Origin of the sequence: Bacillus sp. S2(2024) (assembly GCF_050474045.1) — a bacterium.
In the GTDB taxonomy this organism is placed as follows: domain Bacteria; phylum Bacillota; class Bacilli; order Bacillales; family Bacillaceae_G; genus Bacillus_A; species Bacillus_A yunxiaonensis.
This window is the reverse complement of sequence record NZ_JBFLUS010000003.1, coordinates 2696848-2720345: the sequence shown is the minus strand read 5'-3', so window position 1 is coordinate 2720345 and position 23498 is coordinate 2696848. Positions and strand designations below refer to the sequence as shown.

The following is a 23498-nucleotide window of genomic DNA, read 5'->3' as shown; positions in this document are numbered from 1 at the left end:
AAGTCCAAATTAAAAAACGACATAAAACCCTTTTTCTTTTTAGGTGGGCAAAAGCATCTAATGCATAGCAGCGACTTATATGTTGAAAAATCAAAATGGATTTATCCTGCTATTCGCGGACAGTAAGACTCCCGACTGATGGAAGTTTCACTTTATATAAAAAAGTAAATATCAATATTACGAATAGAATTTTACGATATTCATAGTGATAATAGTAAGTTCATGAATTTTTCATGGTATTCGCTGTGAATTTTGCTACAATAAATGAGAAGAGAGGAGGCGGAATATGCAAGACATTAATATCTTTTTAGCGTTTGGGGCAGGTTTTTTATCGTTTATTTCTCCATGTTGTTTACCGCTCTACCCAGCATTTTTATCGTACATAACAGGGATGTCTATTTCTGATTTAAAAGAGGAGAATGCCATGCTTCGTAAACGAAGTATGTTGCATACAGCATTTTTCTTAATTGGGTTTTCGATTATTTTTATTGCAATCGGTTTTGGAACAAGCTTTGTAGGGACATTTTTTGTAGATTATCAAAATCTAATTCGTCAATTAGGAGCAATTTTTATTGTTGCTTTTGGTCTTGTTATAACAGGGGTGTTTAAACCAACATTCTTAATGCAAGATAAAAAAATTACATTTAAAAGTAGACCGAGTGGTTACTTTGGCTCTACTTTAATTGGAATCGCATTTGCTGCGGGATGGACACCTTGTACAGGACCGATTTTAGTGTCAGTTATTGCACTTGCTGCGACAAATCCACAATCAGCGATGTTATATATGATTGCTTACATACTTGGTTTTGCAATTCCATTCTTTATTTTGTCGTTCTTTATTACAAAAATGACTTGGATTAAAAAGCATAGTGCATCGTTCGTTAAAATTGGCGGTTATATTATGATTGCAATGGGTGTATTACTTTATTTTAATGGTCTTACAAAAATCACTATATTCTTTTCGAATTTATTTGGTGGATTTAAAGGATTTTAGTTTTTTTTATAGAAAACTGGCAATACTAAAAGAAAAGCATATAATGAGACTATATTTCCAAAATAAAGGGTGAGTACGAATGAATTTAGCTCTTTTATCAAGTATTATGGCGGTTTGTATGGCTGTCGGAGTCATGTTTATTCGTTTGAAAGCAGCAAAGAAACCAGCTACTTTGAAGAAAATTGTACTTCCACCAATCTTTATGAGTACGGGTGCAATTATGTATCTTCTCCCTGAATTTCGTCTAACAGGACAAGAAATATTAGAAGCAATTATTGTAGGGTTAATCTTTTCTATTTTTCTTATTAAAACATCAAAATTTGAAATACGTGGACAAGAGATTTATTTAAAACGTTCTAAAGCGTTTGTCTTTATTTTAATCGGTCTACTTGTTGTTCGCATTGCGTTTAAATCATATTTAAGTCAGTCACTTGATGTAGGACAATTAAGTGGAATGTTTTTCTTACTTGCATTTGCTATGATTATATCTTGGCGCGTTGCAATGTATCGTTCGTTTACGAAGTTGCAAAAAGAAATGAAAAAACAAGATGATTTTTATAATAAAAACGATATGAAATTAACGTAAAAACCTCAAGAATTCTTGAGGTTTTTATCATACATGGTAATTCATCCCCGCACCTCAAGCGCGAAGCATTAGGTGCGGGGAAGCTCAATTGGCTAGCAATGATTGATAACGTGAGTAGTCAATTTGCTTTTCTTTTAATTTTTTAATTAAAAATTTATGATCCCGTTTTGGAGTTGCTAGAATATATCCTTTAATGATTAAATCTTCCGTTATTTGTGATGCTTGTTCTTCTAAGGCGAGTTCTCCAATTTTACCAGCAATTTTAGACCGAGCGACGTCGCGAAATAGCTCTGGAACAGGGCTGACAAGTTCTTCTAATAAAGCTTTTTGCTCAGCTTTCCATAAATGCCTCGTTTCATCGATATAATGTTGTTCCCAATCTAAAATGGACATACCATCTTCTTTCGGTAATCGTTTTAAGAATTTTCGGAACATAAAGTATCCACCAATGGACATGAGCCCTAGTAAAATAACTGTCCATATGACAATAAACCAACTGAACCATCCTTCAAGCAACATAATTCCCCCTTTATGTTATTAGAAACCGATTCTTTTTTTTATTATAAGCAGTGAGATTCATAGAAAGCAAGAAAGCTTGACCTATTGGCCAAGCTTTCTTATACAAAGTATAATTGTTCAATTCGGAATGTTTCTGTATCATCTTCGAAATATTCGATGATTAGCGTGCCAACTTTGCGATTTTTATCCTCGGTAGTGAAAATAGAATAAGAAGTAAAGCGTGCTATTGATAAGCCGCTAATATGTGTAGGAAGGGCAATATATTCGTTGTTTTGAAAGAAAGTCATAAGTTCAATGTCTTCAAACTGCTTGCGATTTTCAACTGCTTCTCCAGTATAACGCTTTTGTAATTGTTTCAATGTTTCGTTCCATGATCGTACCTTTGTGTCGTATACCATTGTTCAAGCTCCTTACTGTATGTAGTAAAAAGAACATATGTTCCTATATAGTATACTCCTTTTAAAAGAAAAGGAAAAGCAAAAAATAATGTAAGCTTGGTTTTTCAAGCTTACATAACGGAAAAATACGTTCAATTTAATCTCTGTTTTTTATTATAAGACAGATGGAAAAAGGAAACAAGGTAAGAAGTATCTTGCTTATAATTTTGAAAATTCCATATAATTAATAGAGAAGATTTTTGTAGGGAGGAAAATTATGAAAACGATTGGGCTTATTGGTGGAATGAGCTGGGAATCAACTGTAGAGTATTATCGGATTATTAACGAAGAAATAAAAAACAAATTAGGAGGATTACATTCAGCAAAGTGTCTTTTATATAGCGTTGATTTTGAAGAAATTGAACGTTATCAATCAGAGGATAACTGGAAACAAGCAGGTGAAGTGTTGGGGGAAGCTGCATTTTCATTAGAAAAAGGTGGGGCTGATTTTATTATTATATGCACAAATACGATGCACAAAATTGTAGATGACGTAAAAGAAAAAATCGATATTCCTATTTTACATATTGCCGATGCTACAGCTAATCAAGTAAAAAAGAAAGGAATTAGCAAGGTAGGTTTACTTGGGACAAAATATACGATGGAGCAAGATTTTTATAAATCACGATTAGAATTCAATAGTATAAAGGTTATAGTACCAAATGAAAATGATAGAGAAATTGTAAATAAAGTGATTTACGAAGAATTGTGTTTAGGGAAAGTGTGTCAAAAATCAAGAGATTACTACAAAAAGGTAATTGAACGCTTAGTTGATAACGGAGCTGAAGGAATTATATTAGGTTGTACAGAGATTGGATTATTAGTAAAACCAGAGGATTCTAGCGTTCCATTATTTGATACGGCTTTCATACATGCTGTTGAAGCTGTTAATAAATCTTTAGAAGATTGAGGGGATCCAACTACAATTAAAGGAGCAATCGGATTAATGGTTAAACAAAAAACTGTTTGAATAATAGGTTTAAAGAATAATAAAAAGGATGAAGAAAATGAGAGGGATTATATCATTACAAGGGTCTATGGCAAGTGGAAAAACAACGTTAGCAAAAAAGTTAGAACAAAAGGGAATACGGATTGTGTACGAAAATCCGTATTCAATTGTCCAAAAGAGGAAAGAAATGCAGTTAGATATTGGTACAAAAGAAGGATTTATCGCAAATCAGAAACTTTTTATTGAAGCGAAAATAGAAGAATTTCAGCAGTTACCTAATGGTATTACCATTTTTGATCGCGGACCCGAAGATATTGAATTTTATACATTGTATTATCCGAAATTAATAGGGAAAGATTGGGATATTGAAAAAGAAATGTCCGATGAATTAAGAGAGCTACGGAAATGTCGTTCACAGGCTATTTTTTATTTAATTGCTTCAAAAGAAGTGCTACAAAAAAGAAAAGAATTGGATGTAAGACAACGAAGTACATTTGAAGAACAAATAAAATTAATAGAAATAGAGAAAAGATGGTATGAACAATTTCCAGTCACGTATTTGAATGTAGATGCAAAGTCAGTAGAGGAAGTGGAATACTGTTTTACAAAATGGTTAGAGGAGACTGGTAAGTGGGGGATTGATCTAACCCTGTAAGCTGACCTTGGTGACCAAATTTTTGTAATGTTATAAGAAACTTTCCAGATGCACAGCCAATGTCTAATATTTTTTCTTGTGCTGTTAATTGCAATTGAGAGATTACTATTTTATCTAAATCTACTGGTTTTTCTTCATATTTTAGATGTGTATCGACTCGTACTTGCAGATGGTCATTCACTGTATATTGCCGTTTTACATCATTCATCTTTTGAGATTCCACTTGCACACAAAAATTTCGAATGGCATGCGTTAACACTTCTGTTTTGTTAAGCCCTTCATATGCCAAAGCTGAATCAAATCTTTCTAGCAAGTCTTTACATATTCTAAAATGAATATCTTTTCTTTTGACCATTTTCTTCCTCCTCTAAGCCGTTAGAGAGAATATAGCATGCGTCAAATTTTGCTGTAAACAAATTGTGTACACAATTGCAGGTTACTTTTGTAAAAAAATGTGTGATAAATATTTTTTATTAAAATTTTTATAGTAAACCATTGACGATTTAAACGTTTTCATTTATTCTTAAATTAAGAAATATTTAAACAATTCAAAAGAAAAGAGAGAGTCACATGCTTCTTCATGGAACACAACGAATTGGTCGCATGGCGATGCTTCTTGCACTTGCGGAGGAACACGAGAGTCCGATTTTATCCCTTCCAAAAGGATGGACATATTGTACGGGCAAAGTTGGTTCAATGAATTCGCAAAAAGTTGTTGCTGCAATGGAAACAGCTGCACGTAGTAACCATGTTATTCAAACAGACGTTTACAGAGAAACACACGCGCTTTACCATGCAATTATGGAAGCGTTGTACGGAGTAACGAGAGGACAGATTCAGTTAGCAGACGTTCTTCGTACAGTAGGGCTTCGATTTGCGATTGTGCGCGGCACACCATACGACGGTGAAAAAGAAGGCGAATGGGTTGCTGTGGCGTTATATGGTACGATAGGTGCGCCTGTGAAAGGATCTGAGCATGAGGCGATTGGATTAGGTATTAATCACATATAAAAAACTGCCCATAGTTAATTAGTTAAGAGGGGGCCTTACTTTTTAGGACATTAGTCTGTCTTAAAAAGATAAGGTCCCCTTTTGCTTTTTTTAAAAGGAGGAAAATTATGATTACGTTAACTGGACATTCATTAACATTACAAGAAATGAAACGAATACTGTTTGAAAGAGAGCAGGTAACTGCTTGTCCAAATAGCATGCAAAAAGTTACAGAATGTAGGCAAGCTGTAGAACAAATTGTTGAAGAAGGTAAAGTAGTTTACGGCATTACAACAGGATTTGGAAAATTTAGTGATGTACTAATTCAAAAAGAAGATGTGAAAGCGCTTCAACATAATTTAATCCAATCTCATGCATGTGGTGTTGGGGAACCTTTCTCTGAAGAAGTATCACGCGCTATGCTTGTGTTACGTGCAAATACAATGTTGAAGGGTATTTCTGGTGTTAGACCACTTGTTGTAAATATGCTTCTTGAACTTGTGAATCGTCAAATTCATCCCGTTGTTCCACAGCAAGGCTCACTTGGAGCGAGTGGAGATTTAGCACCGCTTTCTCATCTTGCTCTTGCTTTACTAGGAGAAGGGGAAGTGTTTTATAAAGGCGAGCGTGTTCACACGATGATCGCTTTGACAAAAGAAGGTTTAGAACCAATCACATTAGAAGCAAAAGAAGGATTAGCGCTTATTAACGGAACACAAGCAATGACTGCACAAGGGATTGTAGCGTATTTAGAAGCAGAAGCAATCGCTTATCAAGCGGAATTAATTGCTTCAATGACGATTGAAGGATTACAAGGCATTATTGATGCATTTGATGAAGATGTTCATCTTGCACGTGGATATAAAGAGCAAGTAGAAGTTGCAAATCGTATTCGTAATGTGCTTCATGATAGCAAACTTGTTACGAAACAAGGGGAACTTCGTGTACAAGATGCGTACTCACTTCGCTGCATTCCACAAGTGCACGGAGCATCTTGGCAAGTGTTGAATTATGTGAAAGAAAAGTTAGAAATTGAAATGAATGCTGCAACTGACAATCCGCTTATTTTTGACGGAGGTCAAAAAGTAATTTCTGGTGGAAACTTCCACGGACAGCCAATTGCGTTTGCTATGGATTTCCTAAAGGTAGGAATGGCAGAGCTTGCAAATATTTCTGAACGTCGTATTGAGAGACTTGTCAATCCGCAGCTAAACGACTTACCACCGTTTTTAAGTCCAGAACCGGGTCTTCAATCTGGTGCGATGATTATGCAATATGCTGCAGCAGCGCTTGTTTCAGAAAATAAAACGTTAGCTCATCCAGCGAGTGTAGATTCTATTCCATCATCAGCAAATCAAGAAGATCACGTAAGTATGGGAACAATTGCGTCGCGTCATGCACATCAAATTATTCAAAATGTACGCCGCGTGCTAGCAATTGAAACAATTTGTGCGATGCAAGCAGCTGAGTACCGCGGTATTGAACAAATGAGCACGCAAACGAAAGCGTTTTATCACCAAGTTCGCCAAATCGTACCATCTATTAAAAATGATCGTATTTTTTCAACAGATATTGAAAACACGGCTCATTGGTTAAGAACAACAAATTGGACAATGGACCGCATTAATGCAAATACAACACTATAATAAGGGAGAGATTACAATGGAAAATGTAAAACAAACAATTCGCGCACCAAGAGGTACTGAGTTAAATGCAAAAGGTTGGGTACAAGAAGCAGCACTTCGTATGCTTATGAATAATCTTGATCCTGAAGTAGCAGAAAAGCCGGAAGAGCTTGTTGTATACGGTGGTATAGGCCGTGCTGCTCGTAACTGGGATAGCTATCATGCAATTGTAGAATCTCTTAAAAATTTAGAGAGTGATGAAACATTATTAGTTCAATCTGGGAAACCGGTTGCAATTTTCAAATCTCATGAAGATGCACCGCGCGTTCTTCTAGCAAACTCAAATTTAGTACCAAAATGGGCAACATGGGAGCATTTCCGTGACCTTGAGAAAAAAGGCTTAATGATGTATGGCCAAATGACAGCTGGTAGCTGGATTTACATTGGTACACAAGGGATTTTACAAGGAACGTATGAAACATTTGGTGAAGCAGCACGTCAACATTTTGGTGGTTCATTAAAAGGGACATTAACAATTACTGCTGGTCTTGGCGGTATGGGTGGTGCACAGCCGCTTGCTGTTACGATGAACGGCGGTGTTGTGATTGCAATTGACGTTGATAAACGCAGCATCGATCGCCGTATTGAAAAGAGATATTGTGATATGTATACAGAATCTCTTGAAGAAGCATTAGCTGTTGCGAAGGAATATAAAGAAAAGAAAGAGCCTATTTCCATTGGATTATTAGGTAATGCAGCTGAAATTTTACCAGAGCTTGTAAAACGCGGCATTACACCAGACTTAGTAACAGACCAAACATCTGCACATGATCCGTTAAATGGTTATGTTCCAGTTGGTTATTCATTAGAAGAAGCTACTGTGCTTCGTCAAGAAGATCCAGAGCGCTACGTACAATTATCAAAAGAAAGCATGAAAAAGCATGTGGAAGCAATGCTTGATATGCAAAAGAACGGTGCAATTACGTTTGATTATGGTAACAACATTCGTCAGGTTGCATTTGATGAAGGCTTAAAAAATGCATTCGATTTCCCAGGATTTGTTCCAGCATTTATTCGTCCGCTATTCTGTGAAGGAAAAGGACCATTCCGCTGGGTAGCACTTTCTGGTGATCCAGAAGATATTTATAAAACAGATGAAGTTATTTTACGTGAATTTGCTGATAATGAGCATTTATGTAATTGGATTCGTATGGCTCGTGACCAAGTTGAATTCCAAGGACTTCCATCTCGTATTTGTTGGTTAGGATACGGAGAGCGTGCGAAATTTGGCCGTATTATTAATGAAATGGTAGCGAACGGTGAATTATCTGCACCAATCGTTATCGGCCGTGATCATTTAGACTGCGGATCTGTTGCTTCGCCAAACCGTGAAACGGAAGCAATGAAAGATGGCAGTGATGCTGTAGCTGACTGGCCAATTTTAAATGCGTTAATTAACAGTGTAAACGGCGCGAGCTGGGTGTCTGTTCACCACGGCGGCGGTGTTGGTATGGGATATTCTCTTCATGCGGGAATGGTTATTGTTGCGGATGGAACGGAAGCTGCGGCAAAACGAATTGAGCGCGTCTTAACTTCTGACCCTGGAATGGGTGTTGTTCGTCACGTTGATGCTGGATATGACCTTGCGGTGCAAACAGCGAAAGAAAAAGGCGTTAATATTCCGATGATGAAGTAAGGGGGAGAAACTATGCTAGACATTTTACTAACGAATATCGGTCAATTATTAACAATGGATCAAGAAGATGGATTACTACGACGGGAAGCGATGAATACGCTTCCTGTCATTGAAAACGGTGCGGTAGGTATTGAAAATGGTGTTATCACATTCGTAGGAACAATGGAAGAAGCGAAGGAACTACATGCAAAAGAAGTTGTGGATTGCGAGGGGAAAATGGTTTCACCAGGTCTTGTGGATCCGCATACACACCTTGTATTTGGCGGCTCTCGTGAAAATGAAATTGCTCTCAAACTACAAGGTGTACCGTATTTAGAGATTTTAGAAAAAGGCGGCGGAATTCTTTCTACTGTAAATGCTACAAAACAAGCAACAAAAGATGAACTTGTTGAAAAGGCAAAATTCCACCTAGACCGCATGTTGTCTTTTGGTGTAACAACAATGGAAGCGAAGAGCGGTTATGGATTAGATGACGTAACTGAGTGGAAACAATTAGAGGCGGCAGCACAAGTTCAGAAGGAGCATCCAATTGATGTTGTGTCAACGTTCTTAGGGGCTCATGCAGTGCCGAAAGAATATAAGGGAAAATCAAAAGAATTTTTACAGTGGATGCTTGACTTGTTACCAGAAATTAAGGAAAAGCAATTAGCAGAGTTTGTTGATATTTTCTGTGAAACAGGAGTATTCTCTGTTGAAGAATCAAAAGAATTTTTACTCAAGGCAAAAGAACTTGGTTTTGATGTGAAAATGCATGCGGACGAAATTGATCCACTTGGCGGTGCGGAAGCAGCTGCTGAGATTGGTGCAGCATCAGCTGACCATTTAGTTGGAGCATCTGATAAAGGGATTGAGATGTTAGCAAATTCAAATACAGTTGCTGTACTGCTGCCAGGTACAACATTCTACTTGAATAAAGAAAGCTTTGCTAGAGGCCGTAAAATGATTGATGATGGTGTAGCAGTAGCTTTAGCGACTGATTTCAATCCTGGTAGCTCGCCGACAGAAAACATTCAACTCATCATGAGTATTGCGATGTTAAAGTTAAAAATGACACCAGAAGAAGTATGGAATGCTGTAACAGTAAACTCAGCGTATGCAATTAATCGCGGTGATATAGCTGGAAAAATCCGTGTTGGGCGTAAGGCGGACATCGTATTATGGGATGCATACAATTATGCGTATGTACCGTACCATTACGGTGTTAGTCATGTAAATACAGTATGGAAGCAAGGGAATATTGCGTATACAAGAGGTGACAAGGTGTGGAGCAAGGCCACTATTTAAAGAAAAATGCAAAGTTTATTGACCGTGAAGTAACGAAATGGAGCGATATGATTAAGAGATGGGATGAAAGCGAAGAAATCTTCGGAGCAGCATTAATTGGTGCTCCGCTTTCAAAACCATCCATTAGCCATTCAGGAGCATGCTTTGCACCGAACACGATTCGAGCGATGTTAGATGCTTATAGTACGTATGCAATTACAGAAGAGCATGATATGAAAGATAGTGTTCTGTATGATTGCGGTGATATTACGATGCATGTCACGGATATAAAAGAAAGTCATGCTCGTATTGCGAAGACGTTAGAGAGTCTTACAAAGTTGAATCCACAGATGGTACCAGTTGTTCTTGGCGGAGATCATTCTATTAGTTTTCCAAGTATAAGTGGTTTTGCAAAAAGCAAAGGCAAAGTTGGGATTATTCAATTTGATGCCCATCATGATTTGCGAAATTTAGAAGATGGCGGACCGTCAAACGGTACACCATTTCGTAGTTTACTAGAGAATGATGTGATTACAGGGAAACAATTGGTGCAAATTGGGATTCGAAACTTTTCTAATGCCCGTACCTACCATGAATATGCAAAAGAACATGGAGTAACCGTATATACGATGCAACATGTTAGAGAGCGTCATATAAAGGACATTATTACAGAAAGTATTGAATTACTACGCCATCAAGGTGTTACATCTATTTATATTTCTGTTGATATGGACGTATTAGATCAAGCTTTTGCACCAGGGTGTCCGGCAATTGGGCCAGGCGGTATGGATAGCACCACGTTACTTGATGCAATGACGGTACTTGGGCAAGAATCTCTTGTGGCGGGTATGGATATTGTGGAAATCGATCCAACGCTGGATTTTCGCGATATGACAAGCCGCGTGGCAGCACAGGTAATTATGAGTTTTTTACTAGCGCGCGAAACGGTATTTGCTTCTTGTGAAAAGTGAAATTGCCCCATGGATGAGATATCATACTAATGTATAAATGAAACAGAAAAGCTAACAATCAGTCGGCTTTTCTGTTTTTTATTTGTGAAGGGTTATGTTTTATGTTGAAAAATGATATTTTTTTATTTAAATTGTCGAAATATATTTACAATTATTAGAAAATAATGTATATTCTAAATAATTGGTTTTTCAGTTATGGATATAAAATTTATATTATGGAAACCATTTATTTCGTTTTATGGGGGTAAAGACGTTATGGGACAAAAAAAGAAAAATAAAGCGGTTGTAGCGGTGCTTACTACAGTGCCTTTGTTGTTTTCAACAACGGCATTCGCGGAAACAAATCAAACGGGACAAGCAGTACAAATAGCGAATGTAGCAAAAGAGATAAAACAACAGCTAGCTAATACTTCTTCACCTGATGTACAGTTTAACAAGAAAGAAGAAGTGCGAGTTATTGTGAAATTAAAAGAGAAGTCTGTTCTTGAATATGCACAAGAAAAAGGGATGGACTATGCAAAAACTTCTAAAAGTAAAAAAGAACAAATTCAAAATCAGGTGCAAAGTCAGCAAAGCAGTGTAAAGAAAAAGATTAAAAAAGAGGGCATTCAAATGTCCTATAAGGAAAGTTTTGATACTGTATATAATGGTTTCAGCGGTAGTGTAAAAGCGGAGGAGATTCAAAAAATACAAGACTTTCCAGAAGTGGAAAGTGTACATATTGTAAATGAATATAAACGTCCAGAAGTGAAACCAGATATGATTACAAGTAAAGAGATGGTACAATCACAGCAAACATGGGGGGATTATGGTTATAAAGGACAAGGTATGGTTGTAGCTGTAATTGACTCAGGAATTGATTATACACATAAAGATATGAAATTGTCAGACCCTTCCAAAGAGCGCTTGACGAAAGAAAAAGTAGCAAAAACAGTTGATCAAAATGATATGAAAGGGAAGTATTATACAGATAAAGTTCCATACGGATATAATTATTTTGATAATAATGAAGAAGTGCGTGATATAGGACCTGGGGCAAGTATGCACGGTCAACACGTATCAGGAACTGTTGCGGCAAATGGTGACGAAAAGGCGGGCGGTATTAAAGGTGTTGCACCAGAAGCACAGATATTAGGTTTAAAAGTGTTTAGTAACGATCCAAACTATGAGTCTACATTTGGAGATATTTACATTAAAGCTATTGATGATGCGATTAAGTTAGGCGCGGATGTTATAAATATGAGTTTAGGTTCATCTGCTGGATTTGTTATTGATAGCAATCCTGAATCAGAAGCCATTCAAAATGCGGTTGATAATGGAATTGTTATGTCTATTTCAGCTGGAAACTCTGCGTTTGCAGGTTCAGGAAAGGATACACCGTTTGCTTCTAATCCTGATTATGGTACAGTTGGCTCTCCAGGCATTGCCCATGATTCTCTGCAAGTAGCTTCTGTAGAAAATTCTCATATTCAATTAGATGCTATGCAAGTGAAAGTAGATGGAGATAAAACTATTAAACTAGGTTGGAAAGCTCAGTCAGGTCCTAATTTCTTAGACACAGTGAAAGATAAAGAAGTAGAGCTTGTATATGTTGGTGATGGAGCTGAGAAAGATTACGAAGGAAAAGATGTAAAAGGAAAAATTGTTGTAGCGATTCGTGATGCTGCAAATCCAAATTATACGGAAATCCAAAAGAAAGCAGAAGAAAAAGGAGCTGCTGGTATTATCGTGCGCCCGCGTGTTGCTCACGGTGACTACGTGTCTATGGCACTGGATGCACCGAAAATCCCACTTGCTTCTGTAAGTATTAAAGATGGAAATACATTAAAAGAATTGTTAACAGCAGGTAAAAAGGCATCAGTTACATTTGATGGATCTCGTCTAGAGATTGTAAATCAAGAAGCTGGCACAATGTCTGACTTCACATCATGGGGAGTAACACCAAATTTAGATTTTAAACCAGAAATTACAGCACCAGGAGGAAAGATTTATTCTACACTAAATAACGACCGATATGGTTTAATGAACGGTACATCTATGGCAGCACCGCACGTAGCTGGGGGGGCTGCACTTGTTCTTGAGCGTGTTGAGAAAGAATTTAAATTATCAGGCGCGGAGAAAGTATTACGTACGAAAAATTTATTAATGAATACTTCAAAGCCAGTTTTGGAGAAAGGCGACAATAATATACAATTAGGTTTAGAAAATTATGCATCTCCGCGTCGTGAAGGTGCTGGACTTATGCAACTCCATGCAGCTGTTGAAACACCAGCTATGGTATATAACAAAAAGACTGGTGAGGCAAAAGTTGCACTAAAAGAGATTAAAGGAAATACAGCAACATTCACGTTAGCTGTCCAAAACTTTAGTGATAAACCGTTAACGTATAAAGTGAGCGGGAATGTACAAACAGATTTAGTTGTAAAAGAAAAAGACGGCATTGATCATATGGCGCTTGAGTCGCAAGAATTAAAGGGTGCCAAAGTAAATGCTCCAGCCGCAATTGAAGTAGAAGCTGGGAAAACAAAATCTTTTGATGTAACAATTGATTTATCGAAAGTGACAGTTCTCGATTCTTCACTATCGTCACAAGTATCACCAGAAACTGTATTCCCAAACGGATACTTTGTTGATGGTTTCATTAAATTAGAAGCAGCCGATAAAGATGGACAGCCAACGTTACATGTTCCGTTTGTTGGTTTTAAGGGAGATTGGAGCAAAGCACCAATTTTTGATAACGGTGTATACGATGAGAAGTCATACTATGGACGCACAGGGTTAGTAAATGAAAAGGGTGAGTACTTAGGGAAAAGTGAAATTACAAAGCAGCTCCAAAAAGATAAAGTTGCAATTTCTCCAAATGGAGACGGATTAAATGATCGTGTAACACCAGTGTTTTCTTTATTACGTAATGCGGAAAAAGTAGAAGTTGCTGTTGTAGATGAAAAAGGAAAAGTGCTTAGAAAAATTCGTACAGATGAGTTGTTAACAAAGAATTATGATGGCAGTCGCCCTGAAAGACAATTTTATATCTCGGATAATTATACATGGGATGGCAAGATAAACAACAAAGTAGCCCCAGATGGCACGTACTACATTCAGTTAAAAGGAACATTAAATGGAAAAGAACAAACGGTAAAATATCCGGTAATTGTTGATACGAAAGCACCGGTGGTAACATCGTTTATTGACAATGGAGATGTAATAATTGGAGCGCAAGACAGTGGGGCGGGTGTGAACTATTTACGCGTTGCTTACGTTGATAAAGATGGAAACATTGCGAAAGTATTCCCAGAGATGTTAGCGCCAGATACAAAGAAATTTACATTACCAGAAGATGTGCCGGCAGGACTACATGTAGCAGTTATTGCGTTTGACTATGCAAATAATGCGACTGTGTCATTTGTAAATGACAAGAAAGAAACAAATCTTCCGGTTATTGATTTGAAATCTCCAGAAACATTGAAGGCGTGGAATACAAAGGACGTTGTCTTTGAAGGAAACGTATCTGATGAATCTGGTATTGCTGAGTTTAAAATTGACGGAAAAGATATTCAATTAAAACCAGACGAAAAAGGAAATCTATATTCGTTTAAAACAACTTTACCATTTGAAGATGGTATACATGCTGTAGATGTGTATGCAAGAGATGGTTCTGGAAATAAATTTTCTATTCAGCGCCAATTTATCGTTGATACGAAAGCGCCAAAACTTACTGTAACACGTGCACCAAAGTATGTCGGTAAAAATGAAGAATCAGCGAAAATTAGTGTTGATATTGAAGACAATTTTGATGAAGCACGTTTATATGTGAATGGCAGCGAAGAGTACGCACATGCATTTGTCGAGCCGTATGAAATGAGGGCATTTAAGCATACTGTCGAAAATATTGAAGTACCATTAAAAGATAGCGTAAATACATTTAAGATTGAACTTGTTGATGTTAGTGGTAATAAAACAGTAAAAGAAATTCAAATTGTAAAGGGAGCATCTGGTTGGGTTTATGACCAAGGTGTATGGTATTACTACGATAATAACGGAGTAAAGAAAACAGGTTGGGTATCAATAGGGAACAAATGGTATTACCTAAATGACAGCGGAGCGATGGGAACAGGTTGGGTATCAGTAGGAGGCAAGTGGTACTACTTAAATAACAGCGGAGCGATGGAAACAGGCTGGGTGTCAGTAGGAGGTAAATGGTACTACTTAAATAACAGCGGAGCGATGGAAACAGGCTGGGTATCAGTAGGAGGTAAGTGGTACTACTTGAATAACAGTGGAGCGATGGAAACAGGCTGGGTGTCAGTAGGAGGCAAGTGGTATTATCTTTACAAAGATGGCTCAATGGCAGTGAATACCGTTATTAATGGTTATAAACTTGGATATGACGGTGCGTTAATATAAGGGGAAGAAAGGAGAGGGTGACGCACCTTCCCCTTTTATAAACTTACGTATCCCGGAATTATTGTTTGTATTTGGAATTATTGGAAGAGCTAATGAAAAGTTTCGTTTTAACGGAATTTTGACTGTTAGCTCTTTTTTCTTTTGGATAACATTTAATATAATATGTTTCTGATGTGGGACATAATACATAGTTCCTTCTTTAAATAGAAATGCTAAGAATAATATTTGAAATGACATAGAAGGAGATACTCTTATGGACTATAAAATATTTAGAATTATTAATCATTTGATTGGTCGTTATCCATCTGTCGATGCTATTATGGTAATGATTTCTCAAAAAGCGCGCTATGTGTATACTCTTTTATTAATCCTAATGTGGTTTCGTAACAAGTTTTATAAAAAAATTACGATACAGGCAACATTCTCTGCAGGTATAACGTTACTTATTGATTTTTTTATAAAACAATTCTATTTTAGAGCTCGTCCTTTTTTGAATCATAATGTGCATATGTTGCCTCCGATTCCATCAAGAATGAATTCTTCATTTCCGAGCAAACATACGATGCTCTCATTTGCCGTTGCAACCTCTATCCTTTTTTATAAACGTTTTCTTGGGTGCGTTATGTGGTTGTTAGCATTTTTAACAGGATTCTCACGTATTTGGAGTGGACAGCATTATCCATCTGATATTATAGGAAGTGCCTTAATCGGGAGTCTAACTAGTATTGTTGTTAACGTTATTGTATGGTTATGGAATTCTTTTGTTTTATGCATTGTGAAAAGCTACAATCGTGCTTGTGCTTTCGTAAGATTACGTTAATCATGAATGAAATATGAAATGCGTGTAGCATCTTATTAAGGTAGATTCGAATTATATTGTTGGGAAATAAGTGGGATATGAGGCAAGAAGTCTTGTATATCAATGTTTCCTAGTTCGTCCCAATAGTTAAAATAACAAATTTATATTGAAATTTTGAAGTGAATTGTTCAGTACCAAGAGGGTTGTATAGTAAGTATGTCAACTCCTCATCCTCCCGATCTCTTTCGAGTTCGGTCCGGTACCGTTGACATACCCAAGCAGCTACCTCTTTTACTGGACATTTTCTTCCCATTCTGTAAGAGCGGCAAAATTATCAAGTTCTCCCGTTATCCTTGAATATTCTAACCCGCCATCGATGGATATTGCCTGATCCGAGCAATATTTGAAATCGTGAGTAGACTTTAACTCTAGCACTAGTACTAAACAAATAAGTCTCGATTAGTACTCTATTAATTTTAGTAATATAGTATGTAGGTTTATTTTTGTTTATCAAATTGAATTTAAATAACTATAAAACTAATCTTTTTCAACTGTATATCTAACTTGTTTAAAGGTTACTATGTCTCCATTTTCGGCATCATCTTTAGTTTGCAAAAGTTGAACTTTTGGTTTGTAGTCCGTCCTATGAGCATCTTTAATACCCTTAATGTTAAGTTTGTAGGATTCATCATTTTTTATTTTTTGTTCAAATACTTTTTTATTGGCAACAAAAATAAAGGTCACTTTATTTTCATCAATTCCCTTAGTCATAAATTCTAATTGATTATCTTTTGTTGTAATTGTCGGTGTTAATAATTCAATACTTCCGTTTCCAGTTTCTTGTTTAGTAGCAACTTCATAAGCACCTCTATCACTTGAATCTAAAGAATTTTCTATTATACCTGAACATCCGGATAATGTGATACCAACAAATAGAATAAAACTTAATCCAATTCTCTTTTTCATAAGATCACCCCAACCCCAAAAAAATTTTCGACTTCGTCAGCAAGGGAATGAATTGTCATTCCCAACTCGTTAGCGTGGAACATAGATGATTAAATGTAAATCAATTGAAATTATACCATTATATGATAATTATAAACAAGGTGTATATGGGGTGATCCCCCTATAAGTTCATCCTTTTTTAAAATTTTTTACGTTTCCTAGTATAGATGTTCCTTCTATTTCAATGAAGGATTATGTTAACTTTTACATGAATATGATATATACTTAAATCTGAACATTCGGAAAAAAGAGGTACAAAAATGCTAACTTGAAATTATTGAGAGATAGGGGGAGGATTTATGGAAAGACAATATACAATCTCAAATTTTTCACCAACATTAGAAGAATATAAATATTTATGTTCAGTTGTGGGTTGGGAAGATTATATGAACTTTGATGTTGCCGAAATATCATTAAAAAATTCTGTTTTTTCCGTTACAGTTAAGGATGAGAGTAAGGCCATAGGAATGGGAAGAATTGTTGGGGATGGAGCTATTTACTTTTACATTCAAGATGTGGTAGTTCATCCAGATTATCAAGGAATGGGTATTGGCAAAAAAATTATGAATACGTTAGTAGAGTATCTAAAAGAAAACGCACCAAATAAAGCGTTTGTAGGATTATTCGCATCAGAGGGAAAAGAAAGATTTTATGAAAAATATGATTTTAAGGATTACTCACCTAGTATGACAGGAATGTTTACTGTAATAACGAAATGTGATTAAAAAATTTATATCGGGGTCCCGCCCCGTCGCTATCAAGCTAACAAAACAAAATTCCCCCTAAAGTGAAAAAAAACGCCATCCTTTCTGTATATTTCTACAAAAAGAATAACGCTTTCTATGAATTATGGATATAAATTCCTCTTAGGTTGATAGGCATGTGACTCTACCCCATCGCCATCAACTTAAGAAATTGATTGTTCCCCAAAACGGAAAAAATGAGCCGAATTCTTATAAATAACTGTAAAAAGGGAAAATTCTCGTTATGGGGAGTATCTTAAAATCTTAGCTTGATGGGCATGTGGGAATCCTATATGGAGGCTCACTTCTTATTCCTTTGTCGATTATCATGATTGGAGTCGGAGTTGCCTTTAGCTTAGCAATGATGTTTTTTAGTTTAAGTACCAAAAATATTTAGGAAGCTTCAGAATTATCCGGTATGGCTCAATCATTAGGGTATCTTTTAGCAGCTATAGGTCCTATTTTGTTCGGATGGCTACACGATATTACTCATAATTGGACTACCCCTTTATTGATGTTAATTTCCACATCAATAATCATTTTCATTACAGGTATGAGGGCAGGAAAAAATGTATATGTAACCTCTAAATAATCAATATCTTCTATAGCATTGCTGTTCTGAAGAGAGCTCTCTTCGATTGTATTTTTAGAGATAATGTATTCCAACTTTATTTATTTTCTATTTTTTTTAGTAAAACAAACTCATACCAATCCCTGTTATAAAAAAACCTTTATAATACTTTTTATGTGTATCATAAAGGTGAAATAATTAATATTTTATTTTTGCTGATAAAGGTTAGTAAGTTTATCTAAAAAAGTATATAACTGATTATTCATTGCTGTATAATCATTCTTTCTTAATTGCTCTGGAGACTGAACGAAACGATTTTCCTTATACTTTTCTAGTTATCGTTCAGAATGTTCAATTAATAATTCTATTAATTCAGGTGTAAACTCCATATGGCATTGGAAACCATAAACGAGTTCACTATATTCCACAATTTGCCGTGCACACCCCTCACTAAACGCTAATACTTTACTATTTTTAGTTAAACCAGGCATATCATTGTGCCAGTGGCCAACCGTACTTGTAGTAGCGAAATGAGAGAAAAGCTCATTCGTTTTTCCTTCTTCAGTTAAAGTAATAGGGAAGGTTCCTATCTCTTTTTCTGGACTATGTTCATAAGGTGTACCTAAGGCTTCACCAATTAACTGGGCACCCAAACAAACTCCTATAATAGCTTTATTAGACTCTATGCATTTTTTAATGACAGATATTTCTGCGGCTGCATCCTCCTGCACCTGGATAAACGGATGAAAAGGAATCTGGGAGTTGAAATGCAGTTGAATCTAAAATACGAATACTCTTGAAAACAGAAGTATATAGAGAAGAAATCGGTATAGATGAGACTAGTTAATGCCATTTTTGGCTCCTATATGTTTGAACACCTTTTAGGTAATTTATAGGTACTCTCTTTGTCTTCTACTTTGCGGTCTATGACAAGAACCCTGTGCTCAAGCCACTTTGATTTGCGTTGCAAGCTCATCCAGTGACCTAGCCTTATATGAAGTTCGTGTTCCTCAGACTTGAGATTTGCCGCCGACTTCCTTCAGATTCCGCGTCACCACGGACACACCCTTGTCTTAAGCTAATCGTTACTACTGCCTTCACGATTCGGTACTGGAACCCTAGAAAATAGACGCATACTAGGCGCACAATAAAAGCACAGCCTTCAAACAGACTGTGCTTTTTTCTGCGTATAAAGAATTAAAAAAGTTAATAATGGTTGCATAACATTTACCAGCAATCATCTCAGCCGTTTTGTGTGTGAAGAAACTTTGCACCAGAACCTTCCTCCAGTTTTATAGATTCCTTGCACTAAAACCGTTTAATCTAAGACTAGTGTTTGATAAATCTTTGATGATCCTTTAATCTCCTCGATTATTTCATGATTTAATAGTTCCTCAGTTTCAATTACCAATAGAGATATTTGTCCTTCCTCTTTTCGCGATACACGTATCATATTAATATTAATTTTACGTTTTGATAATATAGAAGTTACAGACGAAATTGTACCAAAATGATCATTGTTTATAATAAGAAGAGCTGATCTTGTTTCATTTAACTTCAAATCAAAACCGTTAATCTCAATAATTTTGATTTTTCCCCAACCAACCGAACAAGCAATCATCTCAATTTTATCTTCACCTTTGTATAAAGTAATCTTTACTGTATTGGGATAAGACGGTTTTGCAATCTCTTCTATACAATTAATTGTAATTCCTCTTTCTGTTGCAATTGTAAGTGCATTAGAGAATAGTGAGTCCTCCATTTCAAAGCCTAAAATACCACCAACAATTGCTACATCGGCTCCAACAGTGCAATTAATTTTTTTGAATGCTCCATATAAAGAAATTTCAATTTTTTCTGGGTCTTTTAAAAATAGCTGACGAACAATATGTCCTATCTTTGTTGCTTCTACTCCATAAGCACTAGGTGTTCCAATAGTAATAGAACCAATAATATCAAATACTGATTTATATTTCATGATTACTCATTCTCCTTAATATTAGTAGTAGGGATGTATTAATAAGATGTTTTTGTATTAAGAACATATTGTTGGTTTGAAATAAAGTTCAATTAAAAGCAATCTCGCAGCCACTAAGAATTTGATATATGGTCAGTTGTTATTTTAAATAAAGTTTGATCAAAATAAGAATCATCCGTTATTTTTAGTAACTTACTTTTTTAAGAAAGTTTAATCAAAATTTCACATAAAAGCTGATATCACTGTATTTAATTTGTTTTCACACCATTAAAACAGTTAAACTTTCTCCAAAACATCGCAACTTTTTTAAAAACGGTTCATCTTTTTTATAAACGGTACGACTTAATTTCAAAGCTACACATATTTCATAACTAAAAGTTAACGAAAATAATGACTATAATAAACAATCCATCCTCCTATCAGGATTTGTATCCAATTTAAAGGTTTTTTTTGATATTTTTAACAATAATTTTTAATAAAAAGGTGTATTGATTTATTTATCAGTATTAAAGATGAACAATCATGTTTATTTAAAAAATCAATAAATAGAGAATGCACTCTACTAGATAGTTACGCCTTATTTACAATTACACTAGAAATCTTGAAGATCTGTTCACAATAGAAGAAAACAGCATTATATTTTATAAATAAAGCCCATGGGAATTTTTTAATTCCATGGGCTTTCATTTTTCATAACATTCCGATTCCTGTATGGTAAGCGAAATCCTAGTGCAATTGCTGCTCCAATGCAACTAAATAAACATCCGAACAGTAAATAGAGAGTAGGTGTAGAGTCTCCAATCGCAACAGAGGCGACACCACCTATTGCAGGAAAAAGTGCCACCATATAACTACTGACTGATGCACCGATTCGTTCTACTAGCTTGAGGTAGAACATCCATGCCCCAAAGGAAGCAAATACAGTTAAAAATGCCAAAGCCCCAAGATAAGAAACTGACGTTGGTAGTGTAAAGTTCTGTTCTTGAAAAACACAAATAGCAAGTAAAAGTATCGAAGCCACAACAAAGCCAACACTATTCGAATAAACTGCATTAATACCACGACGTGCATTTTGGGCTGAAGCTGCATCACCAATAGCTGTAAGTATAGTTCCAATCAATGCAAGGCCTATTCCTTTTAAGTCACTTGTACTAGAGCTCTTTATTAGTAATGGATAAACCAATATAGAAACACCCGTAATACCGACTATTCCCCCTATTAGAATTCGGGGATGAAGACGCTCACCTAGAAATATACGAAGTGCAATCGGTGTCAGAACTGTCTTCAGTGAAAACAGCAGCGTTACTAGTGCGGCAGAAATCCAAATTGTCGCGTAGTATAAACACAAGTAGCTTAGGGCTAAGTTACATACCCCAAAAGTAACAAGGGGGAAAACATCTTTACGAGAAGGCCTACCATTTGGACGTACCACACACATGAGAACAATAAACATTAGTGCAGCCCCCATCAAGCGATAGGTCAATGACAATTCAAGACTTACAGGTGTACCTTGTATTTTTACTACAATAAAGTTTAATCCCCAAACTATTAAGCAGAAGATATACATAAAAGCTGTCATACATGTACCACGTTGTTCTCCTGTGCAAAAGGAATATCAAAATAATTAAAAACTTCTGTTAATGCAACAGCCAGTTGCGTTATCTGTTCCTCAGTGTGATTCGGTGTAACGTTAACCCGGAAGCGTTCTGTGCCGACAGGAACCGTTGGTGAATTAATAGGCTGCAGATAGACGTGATGTTGTTCAAGTAGACGCTGGGCAGCAGCTTTACATTTTTTTGCCTCACCAATTAGTACAGGAAGAATATGTGTTTCACTTGAATCCATTATCGGAATATTTGCTTGAGCAAGTGCTTCTCTTAACATGCTAGTCTTTTGGTGCAGGACATTTCGCTCGTTATCTGAAGATTTTAAGTGTTCAACGCTAGCATGACAGGCCGCAACAACAGCTGGTGGTAAAGATGTAGTAAAAATAAAACCGGATGCAAAAGAACGAACAGCGTCAATTAGTAATGCCGAAGCTGCAATGTATCCCCCGATTACTCCAATACCTTTTGCCATTGTTCCTTGAATAAAGTCCAATTGATCCACAAGACCTAGTTTAGCAGCTATTCCTGCTCCGCGAGGACCATACATACCGATTGCATGTACTTCATCAAGAAATGTTAAAGCATTATATTTATCTGCGAGATTCGCAATTTTCTGAATCGGTGAGATATCACCATCCATTGAGTATACTGACTCAAATACAATAATTTTTGCTCGATCATGTGGTTGAGCTGCAAGTAACTCTTCTAAATGGTCAACATCATTATGTTTAAATATCGCTCGTTCGGCTTGAGTGCTACGTATACCATTGATAATTGAAGCATGGTTTCGTTCATCAGAAAATACTATGCAATTTGGAAATAAACGAAGTAAACATTGTAATGTTGCATCATTCGATCCATATCCTGTAGGAAAAACTAGTGCGGCTTCTTTACCATGCCATTCCGCAAGTGAAGATTCAAGTGCAGCGTAATGATAATGTGTACCACCTATATTTCGAGATCCGCCTGAACCAGCACCAAACGCTCGAATTGCATCGTGCATTGCTTCAGTAACTACTGGGTGCTGAGACATTCCTAGATAGTCATTGCTGCACCAAACGACAACTGGCTCTGCATCTTCCTGACCATTCAATTGTGCTAAAGGATATTGGCCCCGTATCCGATTAATTGTGACAAATTCTCGATATTGTCCACTTTTTTTTAAAGATTCGAGCTTATTTTCAATAATTTCTGCATACATGACTTTTCCTCCTAGTATAATTTACGGCTCATCCAGTTTGATATTTAAATTAACAAAAAAAGGTAAAGCCGTTATAAAATTACTTTGTAAGTATATTGATAAAATACAAAAAAAAACAAATAAAAACAAAATTATGCATATTTTTATAATTTTATCAATAAACAATAATAACTATCATTAAAGAGATGGTCATATTACGCCATATATAATTAAGAAGAGACTCGTTTCCTCTCAAAGAATTATTGCCACAATTTTGTCAAATTCATATAAAACAACTCTTTTAGGGATAATCACAGGGTTGCTGCTCTAGTCCGTCACATGAATCTTAATAAAATGTAAAAAACCCAAAATTGTTTTACCTGCCTTTGCCTCCTTGATGATTTTCTGTTATTGAAACTATACTAGTAGTAAATAACATAGATGAGAGGGGGTTCTGGTGCAAAAACTTCAGGGTAATTGCAAGTAATCTCTAAGTCTTGGACATCCTAATACTATTACTCTAAAA

At 36.0% G+C, this 23498-nt stretch carries 20 protein-coding genes and 2 pseudogenes; 13 read left to right on the top strand and 9 right to left on the bottom strand.

Annotated features, from left to right (window positions below):
• Positions 1–286: 286 nt before the first annotated feature.
• Complete coding sequence (locus AB1284_RS13665; RefSeq protein ID WP_429748683.1) at positions 287–994, top strand: cytochrome c biogenesis CcdA family protein; 708 nt, start codon at positions 287–289, stop codon at positions 992–994.
• Between the two features lie 79 nt (positions 995–1073).
• A complete protein-coding gene (locus tag AB1284_RS13660; RefSeq protein ID WP_429748685.1) occupies positions 1074–1580 on the top strand; it encodes a CcdC family protein in 507 nt (168 codons plus the stop codon).
• 84 nt (positions 1581–1664) lie between these two features.
• Here the strand turns inward: AB1284_RS13660 and AB1284_RS13655 are convergent, their stop codons facing one another.
• The gene (locus AB1284_RS13655; protein ID WP_429748687.1) at positions 1665–2096 is read right to left on the bottom strand and encodes a DUF2621 domain-containing protein; all 432 of its coding nucleotides are present in this window, start codon (positions 2094–2096) and stop codon (positions 1665–1667) included.
• A 101-nt stretch (positions 2097–2197) separates the two neighbouring features.
• On the bottom strand, positions 2198–2497 hold the full coding sequence (locus AB1284_RS13650; RefSeq protein ID WP_429748688.1) for a hypothetical protein: 300 nt from the start codon (positions 2495–2497) through the stop codon (positions 2198–2200).
• A gap of 256 nt (positions 2498–2753) precedes the next feature.
• Between AB1284_RS13650 and AB1284_RS13645 the strand changes: the two genes are divergently transcribed.
• Both AB1284_RS13645 and AB1284_RS13640 read left to right on the top strand, forming a co-directional pair.
• On the top strand, positions 2754–3446 hold the full coding sequence (locus AB1284_RS13645; RefSeq protein ID WP_429748689.1) for an aspartate/glutamate racemase family protein: 693 nt from the start codon (positions 2754–2756) through the stop codon (positions 3444–3446).
• A gap of 97 nt (positions 3447–3543) precedes the next feature.
• A complete protein-coding gene (locus tag AB1284_RS13640; protein WP_429748691.1) occupies positions 3544–4140 on the top strand; it encodes an AAA family ATPase in 597 nt (198 codons plus the stop codon).
• On the opposite strand, the pseudogene AB1284_RS13635 reads toward AB1284_RS13640, so the two are convergent.
• Positions 4097–4495 (bottom strand): annotated as a pseudogene (locus AB1284_RS13635) (class I SAM-dependent methyltransferase); the annotation flags it as partial. The gene AB1284_RS13640 and the pseudogene AB1284_RS13635 overlap by 44 nt on opposite strands.
• A 215-nt stretch (positions 4496–4710) precedes the next feature.
• On the opposite strand from AB1284_RS13635, the gene hutP reads away from it, so the two are divergent.
• From hutP to AB1284_RS13600, 7 genes are all read left to right on the top strand, one after another.
• Entirely contained in the window at positions 4711–5151 is a 441-nt protein-coding gene (gene hutP, locus AB1284_RS13630; protein WP_429748692.1) for a hut operon transcriptional regulator HutP, read from the top strand.
• Positions 5152–5258: 107 nt separating this feature from the next.
• Positions 5259–6776 (top strand): histidine ammonia-lyase, encoded by a 1518-nt coding sequence (hutH, locus tag AB1284_RS13625; RefSeq protein ID WP_429748693.1) that lies wholly within the window; start codon positions 5259–5261, stop codon positions 6774–6776.
• A 16-nt stretch (positions 6777–6792) separates the two neighbouring features.
• Positions 6793–8451: a urocanate hydratase gene (gene hutU / locus AB1284_RS13620; protein ID WP_429748694.1), complete on the top strand. Its 1659-nt coding sequence runs from the start codon at positions 6793–6795 to the stop codon at positions 8449–8451.
• Between the two features lie 12 nt (positions 8452–8463).
• Entirely contained in the window at positions 8464–9735 is a 1272-nt protein-coding gene (hutI, locus tag AB1284_RS13615; protein WP_429748695.1) for an imidazolonepropionase, read from the top strand.
• The gene (gene hutG / locus AB1284_RS13610) at positions 9714–10685 is read left to right on the top strand and encodes a formimidoylglutamase (protein WP_429748697.1); all 972 of its coding nucleotides are present in this window, start codon (positions 9714–9716) and stop codon (positions 10683–10685) included. Before hutI ends, hutG begins: the two co-directional genes overlap by 22 nt.
• Positions 10686–10940: 255 nt before the next feature.
• Positions 10941–15089, top strand: a complete 4149-nt coding sequence (locus AB1284_RS13605) for a S8 family serine peptidase (RefSeq protein ID WP_429748699.1) — start codon at positions 10941–10943, stop codon at positions 15087–15089.
• A 253-nt stretch (positions 15090–15342) separates the two neighbouring features.
• Positions 15343–15909 carry an undecaprenyl-diphosphatase gene (locus tag AB1284_RS13600; RefSeq protein ID WP_429748701.1) on the top strand — a complete coding sequence of 189 codons (567 nt, stop codon included), beginning with the start codon at positions 15343–15345 and terminating at the stop codon, positions 15907–15909.
• Positions 15910–16179: 270 nt separating this feature from the next.
• Here AB1284_RS13600 and AB1284_RS13595 read toward each other — a convergent pair whose 3' ends face one another.
• Positions 16180–16323: a DUF7695 domain-containing protein gene (locus AB1284_RS13595; RefSeq protein WP_429748703.1), complete on the bottom strand. Its 144-nt coding sequence runs from the start codon at positions 16321–16323 to the stop codon at positions 16180–16182.
• Between the two features lie 102 nt (positions 16324–16425).
• The gene (locus AB1284_RS13590) at positions 16426–16854 is read right to left on the bottom strand and encodes a hypothetical protein (RefSeq protein ID WP_429748705.1); all 429 of its coding nucleotides are present in this window, start codon (positions 16852–16854) and stop codon (positions 16426–16428) included.
• A gap of 338 nt (positions 16855–17192) precedes the next feature.
• Between AB1284_RS13590 and AB1284_RS13585 the strand changes: the two genes are divergently transcribed.
• Together AB1284_RS13585 and AB1284_RS13580 are read left to right on the top strand one after the other, a co-directional pair.
• Positions 17193–17618: a GNAT family N-acetyltransferase gene (locus AB1284_RS13585; RefSeq protein WP_429748707.1), complete on the top strand. Its 426-nt coding sequence runs from the start codon at positions 17193–17195 to the stop codon at positions 17616–17618.
• A gap of 286 nt (positions 17619–17904) precedes the next feature.
• Positions 17905–18228: pseudogene (locus AB1284_RS13580) on the top strand (MFS transporter); the annotation flags it as partial.
• 314 nt (positions 18229–18542) lie between these two features.
• Here the strand turns inward: AB1284_RS13580 and AB1284_RS13575 are convergent.
• The 4 genes from AB1284_RS13575 to hemA form a co-directional block, all read right to left on the bottom strand.
• Positions 18543–18938 (bottom strand): glutamine amidotransferase-related protein, encoded by a 396-nt coding sequence (locus tag AB1284_RS13575; RefSeq protein WP_429748708.1) that lies wholly within the window; start codon positions 18936–18938, stop codon positions 18543–18545.
• A gap of 587 nt (positions 18939–19525) precedes the next feature.
• A complete protein-coding gene (sdaAB, locus tag AB1284_RS13570; RefSeq protein WP_429748710.1) occupies positions 19526–20185 on the bottom strand; it encodes an L-serine ammonia-lyase, iron-sulfur-dependent subunit beta in 660 nt (219 codons plus the stop codon).
• Between the two features lie 667 nt (positions 20186–20852).
• On the bottom strand, positions 20853–21764 hold the full coding sequence (locus AB1284_RS13565) for a DMT family transporter (protein ID WP_429748711.1): 912 nt from the start codon (positions 21762–21764) through the stop codon (positions 20853–20855).
• Positions 21761–22993: a 5-aminolevulinate synthase gene (hemA, locus tag AB1284_RS13560; RefSeq protein ID WP_429748712.1), complete on the bottom strand. Its 1233-nt coding sequence runs from the start codon at positions 22991–22993 to the stop codon at positions 21761–21763. The genes AB1284_RS13565 and hemA overlap by 4 nt, the downstream gene beginning before the upstream one ends.
• Positions 22994–23498: the final 505 nt, after the last annotated feature.